The sequence below is a fragment of the Clostridium weizhouense genome (assembly GCF_019431045.1).
Classification (GTDB): domain Bacteria; phylum Bacillota; class Clostridia; order Clostridiales; family Clostridiaceae; genus Clostridium; species Clostridium weizhouense.
In genome coordinates, this window is record NZ_JAHXPT010000002.1 from 169087 (window position 1) to 192988 (window position 23902).

Annotated in this window: 19 protein-coding genes and 1 riboswitch; of the genes, 1 reads left to right on the top strand and 18 read right to left on the bottom strand. The window is 27.7% G+C overall.

Features of this window, described 5'->3' with window-relative positions; translation table 11 throughout:
* From metF to KYD98_RS03530, 14 genes are all read right to left on the bottom strand, one after another.
* Positions 1-888 (bottom strand): methylenetetrahydrofolate reductase [NAD(P)H], encoded by an 888-nt coding sequence (gene metF, locus KYD98_RS03465; RefSeq protein WP_219778190.1) that lies wholly within the window; start codon positions 886-888, stop codon positions 1-3.
* An 80-nt stretch (positions 889-968) separates the two neighbouring features.
* Positions 969-1072: riboswitch (SAM riboswitch) on the bottom strand.
* Positions 1073-1165: 93 nt separating this feature from the next.
* Complete coding sequence (locus KYD98_RS03470) at positions 1166-2116, bottom strand: MraY family glycosyltransferase (RefSeq protein ID WP_219778191.1); 951 nt, start codon at positions 2114-2116, stop codon at positions 1166-1168.
* A 369-nt stretch (positions 2117-2485) separates the two neighbouring features.
* Complete coding sequence (locus KYD98_RS03475; protein ID WP_219778192.1) at positions 2486-3127, bottom strand: V-type ATP synthase subunit D; 642 nt, start codon at positions 3125-3127, stop codon at positions 2486-2488.
* Positions 3128-3130: 3 nt separating this feature from the next.
* Complete coding sequence (locus KYD98_RS03480) at positions 3131-4510, bottom strand: V-type ATP synthase subunit B (protein WP_219778193.1); 1380 nt, start codon at positions 4508-4510, stop codon at positions 3131-3133.
* The gene (locus tag KYD98_RS03485; protein WP_219778194.1) at positions 4503-6281 is read right to left on the bottom strand and encodes a V-type ATP synthase subunit A; all 1779 of its coding nucleotides are present in this window, start codon (positions 6279-6281) and stop codon (positions 4503-4505) included. Before KYD98_RS03485 ends, KYD98_RS03480 begins: the two co-directional genes overlap by 8 nt.
* Before the next feature lie 17 nt (positions 6282-6298).
* Entirely contained in the window at positions 6299-6610 is a 312-nt protein-coding gene (locus KYD98_RS03490) for a V-type ATP synthase subunit F (RefSeq protein WP_219778195.1), read from the bottom strand.
* Complete coding sequence (locus KYD98_RS03495; protein WP_219778196.1) at positions 6603-7604, bottom strand: V-type ATP synthase subunit C; 1002 nt, start codon at positions 7602-7604, stop codon at positions 6603-6605. Before KYD98_RS03495 ends, KYD98_RS03490 begins: the two co-directional genes overlap by 8 nt.
* A 12-nt stretch (positions 7605-7616) precedes the next feature.
* Complete coding sequence (locus KYD98_RS03500; RefSeq protein ID WP_219778197.1) at positions 7617-8207, bottom strand: V-type ATP synthase subunit E; 591 nt, start codon at positions 8205-8207, stop codon at positions 7617-7619.
* A gap of 31 nt (positions 8208-8238) precedes the next feature.
* Complete coding sequence (locus KYD98_RS03505; protein ID WP_219778198.1) at positions 8239-8727, bottom strand: V-type ATP synthase subunit K; 489 nt, start codon at positions 8725-8727, stop codon at positions 8239-8241.
* A gap of 14 nt (positions 8728-8741) precedes the next feature.
* Positions 8742-10706 (bottom strand): V-type ATP synthase subunit I, encoded by a 1965-nt coding sequence (locus tag KYD98_RS03510; RefSeq protein ID WP_219778199.1) that lies wholly within the window; start codon positions 10704-10706, stop codon positions 8742-8744.
* Positions 10693-11019, bottom strand: a complete 327-nt coding sequence (locus tag KYD98_RS03515; RefSeq protein ID WP_219778200.1) for an ATPase — start codon at positions 11017-11019, stop codon at positions 10693-10695. The genes KYD98_RS03510 and KYD98_RS03515 overlap by 14 nt, the downstream gene beginning before the upstream one ends.
* Before the next feature lie 240 nt (positions 11020-11259).
* Positions 11260-12933, bottom strand: a complete 1674-nt coding sequence (locus KYD98_RS03520; RefSeq protein WP_219778201.1) for a B12-binding domain-containing radical SAM protein — start codon at positions 12931-12933, stop codon at positions 11260-11262.
* A gap of 31 nt (positions 12934-12964) precedes the next feature.
* Complete coding sequence (locus tag KYD98_RS03525) at positions 12965-13474, bottom strand: hypothetical protein (RefSeq protein ID WP_219778202.1); 510 nt, start codon at positions 13472-13474, stop codon at positions 12965-12967.
* Positions 13475-13758: 284 nt separating this feature from the next.
* A complete protein-coding gene (locus tag KYD98_RS03530) occupies positions 13759-15054 on the bottom strand; it encodes a PQQ-dependent sugar dehydrogenase family protein (protein WP_219778203.1) in 1296 nt (431 codons plus the stop codon).
* 535 nt (positions 15055-15589) lie between these two features.
* Between KYD98_RS03530 and spoVB the strand changes: the two genes are divergently transcribed.
* Positions 15590-17089: a stage V sporulation protein B gene (gene spoVB, locus KYD98_RS03535; RefSeq protein WP_219778204.1), complete on the top strand. Its 1500-nt coding sequence runs from the start codon at positions 15590-15592 to the stop codon at positions 17087-17089.
* Between the two features lie 150 nt (positions 17090-17239).
* Here spoVB and KYD98_RS03540 read toward each other — a convergent pair whose 3' ends face one another.
* From KYD98_RS03540 to KYD98_RS03555, 4 genes are all read right to left on the bottom strand, one after another.
* Positions 17240-18847 (bottom strand): putative polysaccharide biosynthesis protein, encoded by a 1608-nt coding sequence (locus tag KYD98_RS03540; protein WP_219778205.1) that lies wholly within the window; start codon positions 18845-18847, stop codon positions 17240-17242.
* 9 nt (positions 18848-18856) lie between these two features.
* On the bottom strand, positions 18857-19825 hold the full coding sequence (locus KYD98_RS03545) for an RluA family pseudouridine synthase (protein ID WP_219778206.1): 969 nt from the start codon (positions 19823-19825) through the stop codon (positions 18857-18859).
* Positions 19826-20069: 244 nt separating this feature from the next.
* Positions 20070-21251, bottom strand: a complete 1182-nt coding sequence (locus tag KYD98_RS03550; RefSeq protein ID WP_219778207.1) for a M20 metallopeptidase family protein — start codon at positions 21249-21251, stop codon at positions 20070-20072.
* Positions 21252-21269: 18 nt separating this feature from the next.
* Positions 21270-23426, bottom strand: coding sequence for a cell division protein FtsA (locus KYD98_RS03555; protein ID WP_219778208.1), 2157 nt, complete (start codon positions 23424-23426; stop codon positions 21270-21272).
* Positions 23427-23902: the final 476 nt, after the last annotated feature.

A 23902-nucleotide genomic window follows, 5' to 3' on the forward strand; every position in this document is an offset into this window, starting at 1 on the left:
CTAAACTAACTCAATTTTGTTAACTGTTGATAAAATGTTTTCTATGCTACTACTTATTTTTTTTGCTAAATATGCATTATTCATAATATATACATGTATTCCATCCACTCCTGTAGAAATAAGATCTACTATTTGTTCTACAGCATAAGCAATACCTGCATCTCTTAATGCTTCAGGATTATGTTCATATCTTTCCATTATTCTTTTAAATTTATCTGGAAGTGATGCCCCACTTAAAGATATAATTCTTTCTATTTGTTTTTTATTAGTTACTGGCATAATCCCTGCTTGAATTGGTAATCTTACATTAGCAGCACAAACCTCTTCTTGAAAATTATAATACAAATTGTTATCAAAAAACAACTGAGATATAAAATAAGATGCTCCTGCTTCTTCCTTTCTCTTCATACTTTCAATTTCTCTATATAATCCTTTATGCTCAATATGTCCTTCGGGATAACATGCTGCCGCTATATTAAAATCTACATTATCACTTATATGCTTAATTAATTGATTAGCATGAACTAATTCACCTATAACTTGTTTATCTTTTGGTATATCCCCTCTTAATGCAAGTATATTTTCTATATTATTTTTCTTCAATTCATTTAAATAATAAGTTATATCATTTTTACTTGAACCAATACAAGTTAAATGTGCTACTGATTCTATTCCATATTTGTTTTTTACAAGAGATGATAATTCTATTGTGTTATTATTTTTTACACTGCCACCTGCCCCATAGGTAACACTTATATAATCTGGATTTAGTCCTTTTAGCTCTTCTAATGTATTATAAATAGTTTGTATAGATGAATTTACTTTTGGTGGAAAAATTTCAAAAGAAAAAACTACCTTTTTATTTTGAAATAAATCTTTGATTTTCATTTTTTTGCCCCCTTTTTAAATAAAAAAAATGCCTAAAGGGTTTTCCTTTAGACATAATAAACTTATACTAAATTAAATTACCCTTATCTATCAGTTATTTACTGCAGGATTTAGCACCTTATATATTAAATATATTGGTTGCTGGGTTTCATAGGGCCAGTCCCTCCACCACTCTTGATAAGAAATTATTTTAAATTATATATTATTTTATATTGTTTGTAAAGTTTTATTTTAAAATAATTATTTATAATCTATAAATCATATAAACTATAACATGTTATATTTTAATAAGTAAAAGTATTATAGATATAGCACTAAATATAAAACTTATTATCATTATGTAATTAACTACTTGTTTAGGTGTAAAACCTTTTTCCTCTAATCTAAAATGTATTTGACTTCTATCCGCTTGATAAACAGGTTTTCCTTCTGAAAATCTTTTAAATATTACAAAAATATTATCAAAAATAGGCACTGCTAAAGCTAAAATAGGAATAAATAAGCTTAACACTGTTGCCTGCTTAAAAGCACCATCTAGAGCTGTAATACTTAATATAAACCCTAAAAGATTTGCTCCTGAATCTCCCATAAAAACTTTTGCAGGATATCTATTATAATATAAGAATCCCAATATAGATCCAGCTAAAACTATTGAAATAGCTGCTGATATATCTTGTTTTAATATTATTGCAGCAATAAAAAATGTTATTGCTGAAATAAATGAAATACCTCCAGCTAAACCATCCATTCCATCAGACCAGTTTATTACAGTTGTAACTCCAAAAATCCAAGTAATAGTTAAAACAAATTGAATAGTTGTACTTAACCACACAAACTCTCCAGTAAAAGGATTAGTAAATCCTCTAAATGCAATATCCGCATTAAAAACAAGAATTGCAGCTAATAACTGAACTATCAACCTTGGGAATATCGGAAATTCTTTTAATCTTGTTTTATAATAGTCATCAACAAGACCTATTAATAATATAAGTGTTGATGATAAAAATATTATTATTTGCTGCTTAAAATCATTTTTTACAAATAAAAAATAAGCTATAAAAAAAACTATATATAAAGTAAGTCCTCCACATAATGGAGTCTCTTTTTTATGTTGCTTTCTCTTAGTAGGTTTATCTGTAAATTTTAACTTAATAGCCAACTTCATAATAACTGGCATAATAATAATTCCCAATATAAATGGAACTATCATTGCTAATATATGTTGCATGTTTCTCTACTCCTTAGTTGTATGAAAGTATTATATAATTTCTATTTTAAATAAAATTTCTAAGTAATTCTAATCTTAGTTGAAGTCATCCACATTTGATTATACTATTAAAGGTATATCATAGCAATTACAAAATTATTAAGCTTTTAAATTATTCTATAATTAGTATTTTTGCTTTTCTCTAATTACTTAAGTAAAAATACCAAAACAGCCATTTAGCATTTTTATTTAGAACTATTAACTTTTCTTGTAAATATCTTTGTTTATAAAAAAATAATTGTTATATACTAATTAACAATTATTTTTAACTTTAAAATACTGAGATATTTAAAAGGACTTTTGGTAATATTACCAAAAGTCCTTTCTATTTTAAGCTCTTTGTTCAATCATGCTCTTAACTTTCATTAATCTAGTTGTAGCAGATCTTTCATTTTCGTCTAATCTCATTCTAATATACTTTATTGTCTCTTGAAGTTGAGGAATTGTTCTATACTCAAGAGCATTAACTCTTCTTCTAGTCTTTTCTATTTCATCAGCCATAAGTTGGCATGACTTTTCTACTTCTGCAAGTTCTAATAACTTTGGAAGAATTCCATAAAGTTTAGAAAGTGTATCGTCAAGTTCTGAAGAGGTATTTGCAAATCCATAAGGATATATGCTTCCTTCATCTCCTTCAAGTTCTCTCTTGAAGTTCATTACAGGAACAGATACACTCATTACATTCTTTTCACCAACTTCAACTGAAATATGCTCTTTAGGATACACAATAGCTTCTTCTAAGAATTCAGAACTCATTACAGCTCTTGCCATAACAAAATCTTTTAAAGAACCTTGTAATTGTTCTTCAACTTCTTTTCTTAAGTTATTGTTATATTTAACAAGACTAATAAATTGTCTCATTAACTCATCTTGCTTATCTTTCAAAAGCTTGTGACTTCTAGTTGATGTTGCTAATCTTTTCTTAAGTCTAGAGAGTTCCATTCTAGTAGGATTGACGTTTAAAATTGCCATAGACTATTCTTCCTCTCTTGGCATGTATTTCTCAAGGTATTCGTCTCTAATTCTCTTAAGCTCAGTTCTTGGAATCATCTTTAATAATTTCCATCCTAAGTTTAGAGTTTCTTCGACTGTTCTATTTGTAGTAAAGCCTTGTGATACATATTCTGCTTCAAACGCTTCTGCAAATTTAGCAAGTTTCTTATCAGTTTCTGATAAAGCAGATTCTCCTAAGATTGCTGATAATTCTTTTGCTTGCTTACCTTGTGAATATGCTGCAAATAATTGGTTCATAGTATCTGCATGGTCTTCTCTAGTCTTTCCTTTACCTATACCCTTATCTTTAAGTCTTGAAAGTGATGGTAAAACATCTATCGGTGGCATTAATCCTTTCTTGTATAATTCTCTTGAAAGGATAATTTGACCTTCTGTAATATATCCTGTTAAGTCTGGAATTGGATGAGTTTTATCATCTTCTGGCATTGTAAGTATTGGAATTTGAGTAATTGAACCCTCTTTTCCTCTTAATCTTCCAGCTCTTTCATATAATGTAGAAAGGTCAGTATAAAGATATCCTGGGTATCCTCTTCTACCTGGAACTTCTTTTCTAGCTGCTGAAATTTCTCTTAATGCTTCTGCATAATTAGTAATATCAGTCATTATAACAAGAACGTGCATACCTTTTTCATAAGCTAAATATTCAGCTGTAGTAAGCGCCATTCTTGGAGTAGCTATTCTTTCGATAGCTGGATCAGATGCAAGATTCATGAATAGAACCGATCTATCAATCGCACCTGTAGATTTAAATTCGTCAACGAAGAATTGAGCTTCTTCGAATGTTATACCTATTGCAGCAAATACAACGGCAAACTTAGAATCTGAATTTAAAACTTTCGCTTGTCTTGCAATTTGCGCTGCAAGTTCAGCATGTGGAAGTCCCGATGCTGAGAAAACAGGTAATTTTTGTCCTCTAACTAATGTATTAAGCCCATCAATAGCAGAAACCCCAGTTTGAATAAATTCTGATGGGAAATCTCTTGCCATTGGATTAATAGCTTCACCATTTATGTCTAGTCTTTTTTCCGGTATTATATCTGGGCCATTATCATTAGCTCTACCCATACCATCAAAAACTCTACCTAACATATCTTCAGATACACCAATTTCAAGTGGTCTACCTAAAAACTTAGCTTTAGTTCCTTTTAGATTTATTCCTGTAGATCCTTCGAAAATTTGAACCATTGCTTTTGATCCATTAACTTCAAGAACCTTACCTCTTCTTTTTTCACCAGTTTGAAGTTCTATTTCAACTAGTTCATCATATTTAACTCCTTCAACACCTTCAACAACCATCAAAGGGCCAACAACTTCAGTAACTGTTCTATACTCTTTAAGCATTTGCTACCCCTCCTTTGCTTATTAGGTCATTAATTGCAGCTGTTAAATCAGTAAAGATTTCATCCATTTTATCTAAGTCATTTTCATGGATATATTTACTTCTTGCAATTCTATCTTTTAAATCTTCAAGAGCTAAGATGTCATTTAAATAAACTCCAGCTTCTAATGCTCTTGCCGCTTCTCTCTTATATCCCATAACAAGTTTTAACATCTTGTATTGTTTCTTAAGAGAAGTATAAGTATCTACTTCATGGAAACTATTTTGTTGCAGATAGTCTTCTCTTATTGACTTAGCTACATCAAGTTTTAATCTATCTTGTTCTGAAAGTGCATCAATACCAACAAGTCTTACGATTTCTTGTAAGCTAGATTCTTCTTGAAGTATAGTCATTGCTTCTAATCTTAATTGTCCCCAATCTTCTGCAACATTTTCATTCATCCAGTTATCAACTTTATCTGCATATAATGAATATGAACTTAACCAGTTAATTGATGGGAAATGTCTTTGGTAAGCAAGTTGAGCATCTAGACCCCAGAATACTTTAACAATTCTAAGAGTTGATTGTGTAACTGGTTCTGAAATATCTCCTCCTGGAGGTGATACCGCTCCGATTGCAGTTATTGATCCTATTCTTCCATCATTACCTAAACATTCAACTTTACCAGCTCTTTCATAGTAATCAGCAAGTCTTGATCCAAGATAAGCTGGGTATCCTTCATCACCTGGCATTTCTTCAAGTCTACCAGACATTTCTCTTAGAGCCTCTGCCCATCTTGAAGTTGAGTCAGCCATAATTGATACTGAATATCCCATATCTCTGAAGTATTCAGCTATTGTAATACCTGTATATATTGAAGCTTCTCTAGCTGCAACTGGCATATTTGAAGTATTAGCTATAAGAACCGTTCTCTTCATTAAGCTTTCTCCAGTTTTAGGGTCAATAAGTTCTGGGAACTCATTTAAAACGTCAGTCATTTCGTTACCACGTTCTCCACAACCAACATAAACAACTATTTCAGCATCTCCCCATTTAGCAATTTGGTGTTGAGTAACTGTTTTTCCTGCTCCGAATGGACCTGGAATTGCAGCTGCACCACCCTTAGCTACTGGGAAAAATGTATCTATAACTCTTTGTCCTGTAAGCATTGGTTCAACTGGATTAATTTTTGATGCATATGGTCTACCTTTTCTTACTGGCCATTTTTGCATTAAGTAAACTTCTTTATCTCCATCAGCAGTTTCAACAACAGCAACTGTTTCAGTAACTGTAAACTCTCCACCTTTGATTTCTTTAATTTTTCCTTCTATACCTACTGGTACCATTATTCTTTGTTCAACAACAGGTGTTTCTTGAACTGTTCCTATAACATATCCTGGCGCAACTTCATCTCCAACTTTAGTTGTTGGCTTGAATTCCCATTTTTTTGTTCTGTTTAATGATGGAACTGATACCCCTTTAGTTAAGAAGCTTGATTTAGCAGCCTCCATAAATGCATCTAGTGGTCTTTGTATTCCATCAAACATTGATTCTATAAGTCCTGGTCCAAGTTCAACACTTAGTGGTTCTCCAGTAGTAACAACTGGATCTCCAGGTCCTATTCCTGATGTTTCTTCATATACTTGGATTGATGCCTTATCGCCTCTCATTTCGATGATTTCTCCGATAAGTCCTTTTTGTCCAACCTTACATACGTCGTATATATTAGCTTCATCCATACCTTCAGCAACTACTAAAGGTCCTGAAACTTTAATTATCTTTCCGGTCTTCACCTTACCAACCTACCTTCCTATAAAATATTAACGCCTACAGCTTTTTCTACGTTATCGCTGATTCTTTGCATACCTATATTTAATGTTCCTTGATTGCTTGGAATTAATATTACAGCAGGAAGTACTTCTCTAGTATATCTTTCAATTGTTTCTTCTATACCTTGAGCAACTTGTTCTGTTACAAAGATAACTGCGTAATCACTTTTAGCTAATTTATCAATAGTATTTCTAGCTTCTTTATTTTCTACTACTGGGAAAACGTCTATTCCTAGTGCTTTAAATGCTAAAACTGAGTCCTTGTCTCCAACTACTCCTATTTTCTTATACATAAATATCACGCAGCCTTTCTCTTACTACTTCCGCAGAAATATTATTGAGTTTGCCAACCATTACAATTCTTATAATTTTAATTTCTGTTTCCTTAGCATAAATATAAGCTAATAAAGGCTCAACACCAAAAGGTATTATTTTAGCATCCTTCATCATACTCATGATGTGGTTATCAACTAATTTTTCTAATAAACTTACTGAACCTGTTTTTGTATAATGTTCTATACCTGATTTAATTAAACCAGCATAATTAGTATAAGCAAGCTTATTAGCTATGTTTTCAACTGCATCATTTAGCATTCCTAATAACTTATCTTTATCTAAAGATCCTCCTTCAATAATAACTGAAGCAAAAAATTCTCTGCCTTTGTTTTGTTTCTTCACTCTTAAAAGAGTCTTTAAATTTGTAGAATCAATAAGTGAATCCACATATTTATTAACAAAGCCATCTTTTATATCGTTCTTAATTTGTACTAATTGTTTAAACATATATTTATCTAAAATAATATCTACCATTTGAGGATCTTTAGTATTTTCAAAGTTATTTGTTGCTGCTTCTATTGCATCTCTCATGATTGGAGATAAATCTCTTATGTCATTATTTTCTATTAAATACTTTAGCTTTGAAACTTCAATTGTTCCAACATGTACTAATAAGTAAGACAAATCTTGTTTAAGAAACATACCCTTTAAAATTACTTTTATATTTTGATAATCATATTTAATACTCATTAAGTCAACAAGAGACTTTACTGGGCTTATATCATACATTAAGTCGAATAATCTTTTTAATTCTTCACTTAATATTAATTCATAATCTTCAGCTCTCTTAATGTTTGTCATAACATTGGCATACTCTGTTTCTTGAAGCACTTTTAATGCTTCATTGGCAGAATTAGAATCAATCATTCTGTCAATTTTTGATTTATCAAGGAGTTTTGTCTCGTATACCCTTAGTCGTGGGATAACTTGACTAAATTGCATTACATCCATTAGTTAACCTCCTTAACTAAATAACACTCTTGCTACTTCAAGACCTAATTCGTCTTTTAATGAATTTACTAAAGCTTCAAAAGTATTGTTTATTTCTATGCCATCTTTCTCTAATATAAATCCACCTTTAAAATTTCCTGTTTCTTTACTTAGAGTTATTTTTCCTTTTGATCCAAGCTCTTTATTTATATTAGATATAAATTCTTCATCAACTATCTTTTTACCTTTTTCGTTTAATATTAGGTTCTGATTACCACATATATTAGTATTCAATATAGCTGATTTAACAAATCCTTTTAAATCATCACTTGATATATTACAAAGTTCTTCAATACTAGTTTCAAAAACTTCATTTAAGATAACTTGTTTTGATTTTAATTTTTCGTTTCTTGCTTGTAATTCTGCACTAGAAATGATTCTTTCTTCTCTTGATATGGCTTCTCTTTGAGCCTTTTCTATAATAATCTTTTCTTCTGAAGCAGCTTCTTCTTGCTTTTTAGCAATTATTTTATTTTTTTTCTCTTCAGCTTCTGATAAGATTACTCTCTTTTTATCTTCTGCATCATTTATGATTTTAGAAGTTAAATTATTTATGTTAGACATAATCTTCACATCCTAACCTTATATTAAGCTATTATTTAAATACACCATTTACTAATAAGAATGATACAACGAATCCTAATAATGCATATGTTTCAACCATCGCTGCAAGAACCATACCTTTAGTGTTGTGTTCTGGGTTTTTAGCTAATATTTGAATACCAGCAGCTGCTGCTTTACCTTGAGCAATACCTGACCATAAACCAGTAATAGCAATTGGTAAACAAGCAAATAATAAGTATAAACCTTGTGATAATGTTGTTTCTGGTTTTAATTGTAAAAATACTAATAATCCTATAACAAATCCATAAAGACCTTGTGTACCTGGTAATAATTCAAGAATTAATGCTTTACCAAATTTTTCTGGTTGTTCTGATAATAATCCAGCAGCAGATTCACCAACTATACCAACACCTTTTGCTGATCCTATTCCTGACATTCCTACTGCTAAAGCAACACCTAATGCTCCCATAACAAATCCACCGTTATTTTCTAAAAAAAACTTAATCCAACTCATATCCATTTTAAATTGTCCTCCTACTCTCTTCTTAAATTAATGTACTCATTTTTTGTTTCAAATGGTTCGAAAGCTCTTCCTCCACCATCGTAAAACTTTGAAAAATATTCTACATAAGTAAGTCTCAATGTATGAACATATCCACTTAATAATGATAATAATAAGTTTACTGTTTGGAATATAATAAATATTAATGGTCCAACAAGCAATGTTCCCAAAAGTGAATTTCCATTATCTGTTACCATCTTCATAATTAAATTTATAGCACCTGCTATAGATCCACCAGATAATCCAATTGCCATAAGTCTTGTATATGATACTAAATCACTTATATATCCTGTAATACCATATAATTCATAAAGACCTTGACCTACCTTTCCACCAGTTGATTCCATTTGTCTTCCTTGAGTTAAAATAATCAATAAAGAACCAATAATAGCACCTGCTATAGACATTGTTTTCAATACTGGTATATTAAGCATTGATCCTGCTGCTATTCCACCAATAGAAAATAATGTTATAAGCCATGATCCTACATCCATAAAAGCGTCGGCTTTTTTTCCTGCTCTTATTAATACAGCAGCTTTTACAAATAATCCAAAAACTATTTGAATTGCACCAAATACTACTGACATAGCTAGTATAGTCATAACATCCTTACCTGTATCAATGAGTCCTTTTATTGGAAGTAAATCACCAAAGAATGATCCATAAAGTCCTCCAAATAACATTGTTGGAAAACTTAAATACATAAAGAATTTAACCATCCTTTTAGTTTCATCTTTAAAATTAAATAACTTTAATGCACCAAAAGATGCTAATAACATTAATAAACCATAACCTGCATCTGCAACCATCATTCCAAAAAATACTAAATAGAATGGTGTAACAAACGGTGTTGGATCAATGTCATTATACTTAGGTAAAGCATACATTGATGTTACTGATTCAAATGCTGAATTTAAATCATTATTCTCTAACTTAATAGGAACATCATCTATTTCTTCTTCTTTTACTTCTTCTAAATTTAAATAATAACTATCTTCTAAGACTTCTTTTACAATATTAGTTAACTTTTCATTTTGGCTAATAGGAACCCATCCTTGCAATAAAACAGTTTTATCTGTCTTTAAAAAATGACTACTAACTAATTTTCTGTTAACTAAATTATAATAATATTCATAAGCTAATTTTAAACTTTCTAAATTTTCTTCATATCCTGATAATTCTTCTTTTACTAAGAATTTTTCAGATTCAATAAGAGAAATTCTTTCATTGTAGTCTTGAATAAGCTTTAAAGGAAGTTCTTTTTCTTCTGTTTTAAATGGGCTAAATCCAAACCCTCTTAGTACCTCTTCCACTTCTTCTTTCTTATCTTTATTAGTTAATAGTAAGAAATAAGTGTCTTGATTGTCTTTTGATATAATCTCTAAATAACAATCATCTAAATCATTTTGCAATGCTTCTTCATATTGATTAGCAATGCTTCCTAAGAAATGTACAGTCTCTTTAAGTTCATCTAAAGATCCTAATGGAGCGTTAAACCCTTCATAAGGTTTTAAAGTTTGAACATTTCCCTGTAACTTCGTCTTTTCATTATCTAACATAGCTAAAGCATGTTCTTTTTCTTTAACTTTGTCATATACACTTTCCCAATTGCCATTTAAAACTTTTTTTTCAAGTTCTTTAGCAGTTAATGAAAGTTTTTCTTGACGTAAAGACTTCATTAATGATTGTTTAGGCACATAATTCTGTAAGAATTGTAGGGCAAATTTAGCTTTTGATAATTCTTCTTCCCACCTTGATATATCAGAATCAATTCCATCTTTATCTAGCTCACTAAGAAGTTCATTTTTTGCTTGAACATCCTCATTTTGTAGATTAATAAATTCAACCTCTGAAAAAGTTTGTAATTTTTCAAGAAGTTCTTCTTTTTTTGATTCAAAAGCTAACAAGGTGAATTTATTCATCTTAACTATTGCCATGAATCTTCACTATCCTCTCAATCACTAATTTAACTGCATTATCTTTTTTATCTTTAGACATATTTAATATATCCTCTGATTCTTGTTTGCCTTTTTTTAATATAGGCTCTGCTTTTTTATTAGCTTTTTCAATAGCATCTTGAATAAGCTTATTTGACTTATTCTTTGCTGATGCCAAAGTATCAGAATATTGCTTTTGAGCTTCTTCAATTGCTTTTTGAACTATCTCTTTAGAGTCATCTGTAGCATTCTTAACAATTTCATCTGCTTTAGCTTCTGACTTTTTAATTTCTTCTATTGCTTCTAATGCCAAAATATCACCACCTTTATGCCCTTAGATATAAAAAATAATATATATATTAATACTTTATATAGTATTAATTACTTTGTCCCTATTTTATTATACACTTTTTTAATATATTTTCAAGAATTTTAACTTATTTTTAACGTATTTCCACTTAAAAATAGACATATTTCGTCAATAAACATTTTGTATGCATTCTATATGCATTTATGTAAATGTTATCTTAACTTTATTTCACCAAACTAAATTTTATTCTATATCACTAGCATTTATGCTTATATAGTTTTCAGTATTATCAAATAGGTAATAACTTTCTTTTTTTAAAATTTCTTTATTTAAAATATACTTTTCTATATCTATTGTAAATTTTTCAAGATAATATTCTTTAAATGAATACTTCTCCTTAAGTTTTTCTTTAATCTTTTTCTCCTCTTCTTTTTTAATTCCATTTCTTAGAAATTCAGGTAATCCTCGTTTTTTGTTGAAAATTAGATAATTAAATTTTATTATTTCAATTAAAAAACTATTATCTTCATTTAATATTTCCTTATTGAAATCTAAAAATACTTTATAATATTCTATATTTCCTATATTTTTATTAAAATATCCTTTCTTTTTAAAAAATTTTCCTAATGAATAATAAAAATCAAATGGTGTTTTAAACTTATTTTCAAAATAACTAATTATAAGGTTAAATTTTCTTGAATTATAATATTTATCGACCATTTCTTCAACTTTCTTTAGCTTTATTAATTGATTATAAGTAATACTATTTGTTTCTAATATTTCATATGGAGGATATGGAGAAAACTTCATACCATATTTATCTGCTTCCTCTCTCATTGAAGATCCTTTTAACAATTTTAGGAATCCTAATTGTATTTCTTCTGGTTTAATTTTATAGACATCATTAAAAGACCTAATAAACGATTCATAATTTTCTTCTGGAAGACCTGCTATTAAATCTAAATGTTGTTTTATATTCTTTATAGACATAAGCTCTTCAACTTTTTCTTTTATATGACTAAAATTAACAAATCTATTTATATTCCTTAAAACATCATCATTAGTTGTCTGAACTCCAACTTCAAATTGAAATCTTCCTTTTGGTGCTTTAGATAAAAGCTTTATCTCTTCCTCATTCAGTATATCTGCTGATATCTCAAAGTGAAAACTTGTTTCAGTATTTGCATTTATTAAGAATTCCCAAATTGCCATTGAAAATTTATGATTACAATTGAAAGTACGATCTACAAATTTAACTAATCTAACTTTTTTATCTATAAAATATTGAAGTTCTTTTAAAACTCTATTAACATCTAAAAATCTAACACCATGACTAGTTGATGAAAGACAATATTTACAGTTAAATGGACACCCTCTTGATGCCTCATAATAAACTATTTTATTATTTAAATTTTCATCATCTTCATATGGAAAGACAAGTTCATCCATAGACATAAGAGGTCTTTTCGCATTAGAGTATACTTTTCCTTTAGCTTTATAATGTAATCCTCTAACATCATTTAAATTTATTAAACCTAATTTAAACGATATAAAATCTCTATATGTCTTTTCTCCTTCACCCTCAATAACATAATCACCTATGTTTTCTTCAAGAAATTTTGCTGAATCAAAAGAAACTTCTGGTCCTCCATATAAAATTTCTATATTTTCATCTACCCTTTTAATTAAATTAGATATTCTTGAAACCATTTCTACATTCCAAATATAAACTGAAAAAGTTACAACATCTGGTTTTTCATTAATTATTTCTTCCAAAATCTTTTCTTCTCTATCATTTATGGAAAACTCTCTTATTTTCGAGTCATAGTCTATATCCTTAGTAAAATTTCTTAAATACCTAACTGCTAAATTACTATGAATAAATTTAGAGTTTATTGCTGTAAGTAATATTTTCATTTGTGTTTTCTCCTCTACTTTTTGAAACTATTTATTCTTCATTTTCTAACTTTCTAGCTCTTATAAAAAAAATATCTTCCCAAGTTTTTAATTCTTCTACTTGAAAATACTTAGAAATTATTTTCTTAACTTCATCTACACTAGAATTTAAAATTGGATTTAAATTTTTAAATGTAAATTCTTTTATTTTACCTTTAGGTAGTATAACTTTTATTTTATTATTAAATACTTTTCCTCTTTCTTTATTAATATCCCAAATTAATATTTGACCATCTGCTTTAATATAAGAATTCACTTCCTTAATCAATCTTTCCTTTTCCATATTACTCCAAAATCTATTTAAATTAAAAAAGAGTGTGCAAGCATCGTATTCATCATTTTTGAGTTGAGTTTTATTGTTACTAGACACATAATCTAGAGATAATTCATCTTCAATCTCCTTTGAAATACTATATATTATACCAAAGTTTTCTTGACCAACATCTAGGATATCTCCCTTTAAATCAATATCCTCTAAATTAATTATCAATGTTTTTCCCATATTTCTTCTCCCCCATCACTTTTTATTTATCTAGTGTACTATATATTATACATAATTATTAGATAAAAAACTTGCTTATAATAGGGTTTTCTATGGAATTAATAAAACATTTCATAGACATTTTACTATATAAAATATTTTTTACCAATATAAAAGCCCAATTTTTTACTTTAAAATCGAGCTTTTACAATTACTAGTATGAGAATTTTATATTTTAATCTTTTAAATATATACATGTATTAATACTATCTAGTTAGAAATATATACATCATAAACTATCTATATTATTTTTTAATCTTATTAAATCTAATTATATTCAATATAACTAAAATAAATAATAATATAATTATAAATATAGAAACCGATTTTGGTAAATTAAATTTTAAACTAGAATTATCTAATTGTAACCTATATATACAACCTATACCTGAATCTAATATATATATTGACTCATTTAAATATTTTATTCCTCCAACCCTACTTTCATCTCTAAGTTTTAATAATTTATATAAAACCCCATTTTTATCTATAGAACATATTGTATTTAGTTCTTTATCATAAAATATTCTAGAGTCTTTTCCCAATACAGCTCCATCCTTATCTATAGCCAAATATTTAATATTTCCAAGTTTAGAAAATTGATATAATGGAGCAGGAACGACTTTATTAGGAGGATTTGAAATAATAGGATTCACCTTATTTTCTCCCTGAAATCTCGGAGAAGTTATAGGATCACCCCCACTAAAATCTGGCCATCCATACCAGGTTCCATCATCTAATTTATAAATATAATCAAAATCTCTCTCTACTCCTCTTACTCCAACATTTTCAATACCACCAACTATAGCTATTAAGTTATTGTCGCTATCCAAATCCCAGCCTGTTATATTTCTTATACCACATGCATATAATGATTTTTTATTATTATCTAAAGCGATTTTAACTATAGAAGCATTTCCTATTTCTTCGGCATTTATTTTTTGCCCTTTTACACTGGAATTGCTATACGGCATGAATGCTCCTGTCTTTTTCTCTCCATAGTTTTCCCCATTTAATATAATATTTATAGGGCTATTATCATATGGTATATTCATTAAATTAGATTTTTTATCATTTTCTGCAATCCCAGAATTAGTAGCTGCACCAATAGATAAAAGTAATTTAGAATCTTTTATTATTAAATGCCTATCTAAATATTTTCCTTCTGTTGGTATATTATTGATTATAATTTTTAAACTCTTATTTTCTAAACTATAATTATAAATTTTGTCTTTTGAAAGAAAATATAAATTTTTCTTATAATATATTAACTCTTCTATACATAACTCATCTTTTTCTACTAATACTTCTTCACGTCCATCTTTTTTTAATAATTTTATTAAATTTTTATAAGCGACATATGTATTATCCTCCTCATCTTTATCAAATGTCACTGATTCCTTACAGTTTTTAGCTACAATACTCCAATTTATGTTATCTTTTAAAATATTAACTCTATACACTCCTGAAAATTTAAATACTAAAAATGATGTACTTACTATTATTATAGAAATAATTAAAAATTTAAAAAATCTTTTCACCCTATCACCACCCCTTTATATTAAATAATTATTATATTTACCTTTCGTTATTCTTAATTAGCAACTAAACTTTTATTCAATTCTATTATTAATATTTTCATAATAATCCCTTATTAAATTTATATTTTTAAGATAATAAAATATGCACTTTATATTAACCTTTTGTCTTAAAATATTTGTTATAATGTAAAATTTAGGCACATGAAATAAAATAATAGTTTAATTATATGTACACACTAATCTATTATTTTTTGAATGCAGATTAGTTTAATTCTATTATAAATTCATAAACATAATAATAATTTTTATTCTTAACTTTAAATTTAAAATGTTCATATTTACTTATATATTTGAATATTATTTATAGTAATTTAGGCACATAAAAAATAATAAATCAAAGATATGATATATATTTTGTTTCATACAAGAAAACAAAATTAATAATAAATTTATAGTTAAATCTACTAACTAAGTACAAATAAAAAACATACTAATCTATTATTTTTTTAATCTGCCTTAAAGGAGTGAATGAGATTTGAGTAAAGACAATTTTTTAAAAAATTCTTTTCTACTAACTGCATCAAACGTAACAACGGGTATTTTAGGATTTATCTTTACAATATATCTTTCTAAAATTTTAGGGCCTGAAGGTATGGGATTATATAATTTAGTTATGCCTATTTATAATTTATTTATATGTCTTATGACTGCTGGAGTTGTTGCATCTATCTCTAAAATTGCTGCCATATATAATCAACAAGGGGAACATAATAACATAGTTAGAACCATTAGAGTTGTCTCTTTATTTAACATATCATGGGCACTTTTAATAGGCATTATGGTATTTTTTTCTGCTCCATTAATAGGTAAATATGGCGTTAAAGATGTAAGAACTATAGATGCAATTAGAGTAATTTGTCCTGCTATGGTCTGCATTGCAATTTCTAACATATTTAAAGGGTATTTTTACGGTACTTCCAGAATTACAGTACCAGCTATTATTGATATATGTGAAAAGGCTATGAGAATTTTAACTGTAAGTATACTTATATTTTTTTTAAAAGCAAAAACTTTGCAAAATATGGTTACATTAGCTACAGTTGCCTTATGTATTGGTGAATTTCAAAGTTTATTTTGTTTATTTATCTATTATAAATATTCCATAAATAAAATGCCGCCATCTTATGAAAAACCTGAAAGTAAATTCCAACTATTGTTTGATGTTATTATAATATCTATACCATTATGTTTGAATGGATTTTTAACCAATATTCTTTGGACTCTTTGCACTTTAATTGTTCCAAGAAGGCTTGTACATGCTGGTTTTAATTATTCAGAAGCATTAAGTTTAATAGGCAAATATAATGGTATGGCAATGACTTTAATAACAATACCCTTAATTGTAGTTTCAACTATTAATACATTACTTATTCCTGATCTTTCTAAAACGTTAAGTGAAGGAAAACAATATAAAGCTTCAATTAGAATTAGAAAAGTTATTAAAATTGCTTTTTTACTTGGACTTTCTACTGCAATAGTTTGTAATATTGTACCTGATGGGTTAGGTAAGATGTTTTTTGGAAGAGATGATCTAGGTAAATATATTAGAATTGCTTCATTATCTGCTCCTGTTTTTTTTACTGCAACAACTATGTTCGGTATATTAAATGGACTCAATAGACAAGGTATAATTCTTAGAAATTCCTTAATTGAAGCATTAATTGAACTAATATGTTTATATATATTCACTGCAATACCAACAATTAATATATTCGGTAATAGCATAACACTCTTTATAGCTTGTGGAATAGGGCTTTGTCTTAATATGCATGAAGTTAATAAACATATCAATATAAGATTAAGTAAATCAAATGTTCTAATATATATGTTACTTGCTTTTTTAACATTTTTAATTATAAGTATATTTTCAAAAAATGTATTTATAAATATGCCTATTTTAAATAATTTCATTGTAATAGGACTTACTTTTATAATATTCATATACTTGGGCACTTTTGGAGAAGGTGATATTTAAAGACCTATCAAAAAATATTTTTCAAAAAATTTATGTTTCAATATAAATTAAATTTAGTATTAATTTTAAATAGGCTGTATTAATATACAAGTTTAAAATTGTATATTAATACAGCCTTTTAGCAAACAGTTCTTTTAGTTTTTTAGCAATCTATCTAAGTTTTTTTCTTAAAAATCTTGGTAATATATTATATGCTTTTGTTGAAAATGACATAATATCATTTTTTCTAATTCCACCTAGCAATATCATTAAATACAAATAAACAAATCCTGCTGTTGAAATCATAATTATAGTAGTAATAAATGTTAATATGTTTCCTTCATTAAATAGTATAAGTAACACCCCTACTGGTTGTTTCATTAAACCTACCACTACAATCATTCCAATAGATGATATAATTGGCTTTAATATATGCTTTATAATTGGAATTCTCATTCTCAATGTCTTACTAAGTTTTCTGTGATTTAATACAAATGGTATAAAAAACCATAAAAAATTTCCAAACACAGCACCTAAAACATTTATTTCTTTTATACCAACCAATATGTAATTTGCTGTTATTTTAGCAATTATTCCAATCGAAAAAGTTACTAAAACAAAATATAGTTTATTCATACTTTGTAATATAACATTTTGTATTTGAACTACTGCCATAAATATAACTACTACAGAACCATATATCATAAGTTCAAAACCTTCGGTTGATCCATATAATAATTGATAAATTTCCTTACTCAAAATTGCAAGTCCAACTGCTGCAGGTATCGTTATTGAATAGGTTATTCTAAATGCAAAGTTAACTTTTTTTCTAACTTCTTTCTTATCCTTTAAAGCAACAGCACTTACTATTGCAGGTAAAACAGTTGTAGCAAGAGCTGTTACTATTACTAATGGTACAGATAATAAAGTTTTATATGTTCCTAATATCCCATAAAGTTCAGTAGCCTCTTTAGAAAGAAATCCAGCAAAAGTAAGTCTATTGTTTACATTAACCATATCAACTAAACTTCCTAAATTTTGAAGTCCTGAACTTAATGTAATTGGTACCCCATACTTAATTAATCTTCTAACTATTCTTTTATTACTAATCCTTTTTGAAGAAGATTCTCCATCTAATGCTTCTTCTTCAAAACCTTTTTTATAATAAACATATATCATATAAAGACATGCTATAACTGCTCCTAATGTAGTTCCTACAGTTCCTCCTGCACTTCCATAAGGAATACTTATCTTTACTAATACATATGCAAATATTAAACTTATTAAAACATTTATAATTTGTTCTAATACTTGAGATACAGCTATAGCTGTCATACTATTTATACCTTGAAAATATCCTCTATAAGCAGATAATATCGATGTAATAAAAATACTAGGTGCTAAAAATAATAATCCATATGCTGCTTCTGGTTTTCCTATAATTATGCTTATTGGATTTGCAAAAATCATTATTAATATACTCAAGAGAGCTCCTATACCCGCATAAAGTATTCTTGATATCTTTAATACCTTTATAGCATCTATCTTATTGTTTACTGCTGTAAGTTCTGCAACAACTTTTGCAACTGCTGGTTGTGCTCCTAACGTGGTAACAGCATATGCAAAAATAAATACTTCATAGCAAATCTGATATATTCCTAGGCCTTCAAGTCCTATTGTTCTTCTAAGTAAAGGTACATAGAATACAGACATTAGTTTAGCTAAAATTCCTGCTGCTGAAAGAATTACAAATCCTTTGGTAGATGATTGTTCTTCCATATTTGACCCCTATCTAAGTGAAAATTTAAACGCATCCTGTTTTATTTTTTTTAACATTGGAGGCAATGCTTCCACTATTATTTTATTTCTTAAATATTCTAATTTTCCATTCATTTCTTTAAAATTTAATTTATAAGCATATAAAAATTGATAATTCAATCCATACTTATTATCAAAGAATGAATTTATCTTCTTATCTCCATATTTATTGTCACCAATAATTGGATTCCCTAAATGAGCTAAATGAGCTCTTATTTGATGACTTCTTCCTGTAATTAAATTAATTTCTAATAATGAATAAGCACCATTTGTTTGCACTGTAGTTACTTCCATTGCTATTTTTTTTGAATTTGGTATTTCTTTTTCATATACTTTTGATATATTAGTTTCTTGATTTTTTAAAATATACCCAGTATATAAACCATCTTTTATTTTACCTTTAGCTAATGCCATATAATACTTTTTAACTCTATCTTCTCTTATAGCTTCATTTACTGATTTTAACCCCTCAAATGTTTTTCCAAACATAACTATTCCTGATGTATTTCTATCTAATCTGTTACATGGAGCTGGGGTAAATGTTATTTCATTTTCTGGTATATATGCTCCTTTTTCATTTAAATATGAAAGTGCATAGTCTGTTAATGTTGCTTCGTTTCCATTTTGATCTGGATGAACTAATACTCCTGGCCATTTTTCAATTACTAACAAGTTTTCATCCTCATATGTAATTTTTATACCCGAAGAATCTACCTTAATAAATTTTTCTTTTTTATCTTGTTTACTTTGGATATATTTTATTTCAACTATATCTCCTTCTTCTAAAAAATACTTTTCATTTTGTTTTTTCCCATTTACTCTTATATCTTTTTTTCTTAAAGCTTTAAAAATTGCACTTAAAGGTACATCCTTTAATAATTTTCTTAAAAATTTATCTAATCTTTGGCCAGCTTCATTTGAACCTATTTCGATTTTCAAATATTATCACTCCTAGTTTTTTCTTTTGGGCATCTGAAAGAAAATAATAAATCAAAAATTTTGAGGATATTTTGCGTCAGACAAGGAAGTGAAGCCTCGGAATATTACAGCTATTGCGGGGTTTCGCTGACGAAGTATGACACAAAATAGACCTAAAGATTGACTTATTATTTTTTTGAATATGCCTTGGTTAATTTCACCCAATTATGCCTTATATATCATTCGTTAGCTTAATATTATTTTGTTACTTTGTCAAGTAATTAAATGCTGACAAGCTTTGAATTGCTACTCCAATCGGAATACAATCTTCATCTATATCAAATAAATCACTATGTGCAGGTTCTGTAGTTTTTTTCTCCTTATTTCCTGAGCCTAAAAAATAAAATGCTGATGGTTTTTCCATAGCAAAATATGCAAAACTCTCGACTCCCATATGAGGAGCTTTTTGTTCTAGTACATTTTCTACTCCTAGAATACTTCCTGAAGAATTTCTTATTAAATCAACCATATCGTCATCATTATAAAGACAAGGATAACTTTCTTCTATTTCTATCTCTGCTTTAGCTCTTGATGATAAAGCAATTCCATTTACAATCTCTTTTAATCTCTTTATTACAAACTCTCTATCTTCTTTAGTCATTGTTCTTATTATTCCACTTAATTTAACCTCTCCTGGAATAATGTTTTGTGCTGTCCCACCATGAATAGTTCCAATTGTAATAACAGCAGGATTTACAGGTGATATCTCCCTACTCACAATACTTTGAAGTGCTACAACAATATGACTTGCTACAACAACTGGATCAACTGTTGTATGTGGTGCTGCTCCATGTCCTCCTTGCCCTATTATGGTTATATTAAAGGGATTTGATGCCGCATTAACAACACCTTTTTTTATCTCTATATTTCCTATTTTTACATTTTCATCAACATGAAGACCTAATATACAATCTACTTTAGGATTTTCTAAAACATTCTCTTTTATCATATATCTAGCTCCACCAACTGTTTCTTCAGCAGGTTCAAATATTAATTTTATATTTCCACTAAATAAATTTTTATGTTTATTTAATATTTTAGCTACCCCAAGAAGTATTGTTGTATGTGAATCATGACCACAAGCATGCATTTTACCTAAAATTTTTGAACTATATGGACATGATTTCATATCCTGAATAGGAAGTGCATCCATATCTGCTCTTAATGCTATTGTTTTTTTAGTTCCATCTTTTTCTCCAGTTATAATTCCACAAACACCTGTTTTAGATAATTCTATATATGAAATCCCTTCCTTTTTTAAGAAATCTTTAATAATTCCCGAAGTTCTAACCTCTTCAAAACCTACTTCTGGATGTTCATGTAAATCTCTTCTTATAGATATTAATTCGTCTTTTATTTCATTAGCTTCTTTATTAAAATCTATCATTAATATCGTCCTCCAAAATTATTTTGACCAAAATAGTTCTATGACATCTCCTTCTTTTAATTTCGCTGTATAAGATGAATTTTCACCATTTAATTTTGCATTTATATTGCCTTTTGAAACTGTTAAATCAAAATCAATATAATCAAATATATCTACAAATATATATTCATTTTTACCTTTTAATACTACTTCTTCATTATTAACAACAATCTTAATTTCATTAAATTTCTCTTTAAAATTAGGTTGTTGAATTTTTTCAGAATCCATTTCCTCATCATTATCAATTGCAATCTCTAATTCATTATAATTACTTTTAAGTTCTTCTATATTTTCTAGTTCTATGGATGTAGAAATATTCTCATTAACATCTTTATTATATAATTCTTTTAAATTATTATATTCATCAACATTATCATTATCATTATCCTTTAGCTCTGACTTTTTAAACTTATTAAGTATATTTCCTTCCGAAACTTCATAATCATCATCTAATAACCTATTATCTTTTAATATATCTATATTCATTTCATTTAATATATATTTTTTAATATCTTTAATCTTATTGGGTATAAAAACATTAAGTTCATCATTATTGCTTATAAAATCATCTATATCTTTTTCTTTATTATTAACTAAAATTATTGGGTCAAGATTTACAAGCTCATCATCTATATAAATCGAAATTGAATTTATATTATTAATATGTTCTGATATTTTTGGTTTTGCATCATTTCCATTTTTAGCATACTCAATAACTATATTATCATTTGCTTTGACTTCTGTTTCTAAAGTAGCTTCTTGTTGATTTATAGTAACCTTTGCATTAGTTCCATATTCTCCAAAAACTATTCTCTTTCGACCATTATATTTAAATCTTATACTCTTGCCATTTCTAGCTATAAGTAAATTGGGGTCTATTCTTGCTTGAAGTAATGCATCCATGACAGTATGTTTATGTGAATTAAATAAACTAATAGGAGTATCATTTAAGATAACATCTATAAAATCTGTACCTAAATTCCTTAAAGCTATTAATCCTATTCCAATTACTGTAACTCCAGCTGAACCTAAATTATTATCAGCTACACATTCCGGAATAGCTTTTCTATCTTTAATTGCTATTCTTTGAGATGGTAAATTTAAATTAGTAGAAATACTATTTAAAAGTTCTGGAGTATGAGCACCTCCACCAACTAAAAACACTGCACTTGGTGGTTTATTACCATTAAGTTCTAATATCTTACTTGAAATTTCTTCTGATATTTTTTTTACTATAGGTTTAACTAATTTAGTTACACTTTCTGATGATATTACATTTTCAAGTCCTAGTACATCCACATATTTTATTTCTTCTGATTCATTTACTGCTCTTTTTATAAATTCTGCTGTATTAAAATCTACTAAATACTCCTGTGCAATAACCTCAGTTACCTCATCACCAGCCATAGGAACCATTCCATATGCAGATATTGTTTCCTTATAACTTATTGCTATATCTGAAGTTCCTGCACCAATATCAACTAAAGCTATATTTAACAATCTTAAATTCTTAGGTATTGCTGCCTCTATTGCAGCAATAGGTTCCAAAGTTAAATTAGTAACTTTTAAATTCACCTTATTCATTACTGCATAAAGTGAGTCCACAACAGATCTTGGTAAAAATGTTGCAATTACATCTGCTTGAAGTGTTTGACCCTTATGACCTATTAAATTTGATATAATAAATCCATTTAAGTAATAACTTTTAACTGAATACCCAACACAATATAATTTACCTTCTGTTGAATTATTTATTTCCTCTTCAGCATTTTTAACTGCACTTAATTCAAGACTTCGTACAATTTCATTATCTATCTCTTGTTCTTCATCTATTTCAATTTCTGCTTTTGAATTTACAGTTCTTAAAAATCTTCCCGCTGCTGCTATTGAAACTTCTTTCAAAGTAATTTCTATTTTTTCTTCAATTTTTCTTTTAATCTTTTCGACAACAGATGCTACTAAGTTTATATCATGAATCTGTCCATCTACCATAGCTCTTTCTTCATGTTCCATATACTCTTCACATACAACCTCGAATTTTTTATCTCTTATTAATCCAACAGTTCCTATTATGGATCTAGTTCCTATATCTAGTGAAAAAATTATATCTTTAGGATTAAAATTTCTTAACTCCATTTAAACACAACCTTTATGCTTTTATCTTATATTTTCTAATAATTATACAAATCTACTCTAAATTATATATTATAATTTATCTACATTCAATCAGTGATATTTTATCTTTTTACTTTATTGTACATAATTATACTAATATATATTTTTAAAACTTTGAAAAACAAAAATGAACTATCTCAAAAAACATTTTATAAATTTGAGATAGTTCTTTGTTTTAGACATATTTAAGAAATAATAAACCATTATGATTAATACCTTAATATGTCTTATTTAAATCTTTTATTTTTATCTTTAGGATTTATAATTTTTCCAACACCATATAGCATAACCATAGCTATTAACAATACAATTGTTATTGTTTTCAAAGTATATCCCTTCTTTCTATAGAATATGGAATCCTTATTAATAATTCTATAAAAATCGAATAAAAACCTTTTAAGTAATAATATAGAGAATTTTTATCTATAAAAACCATC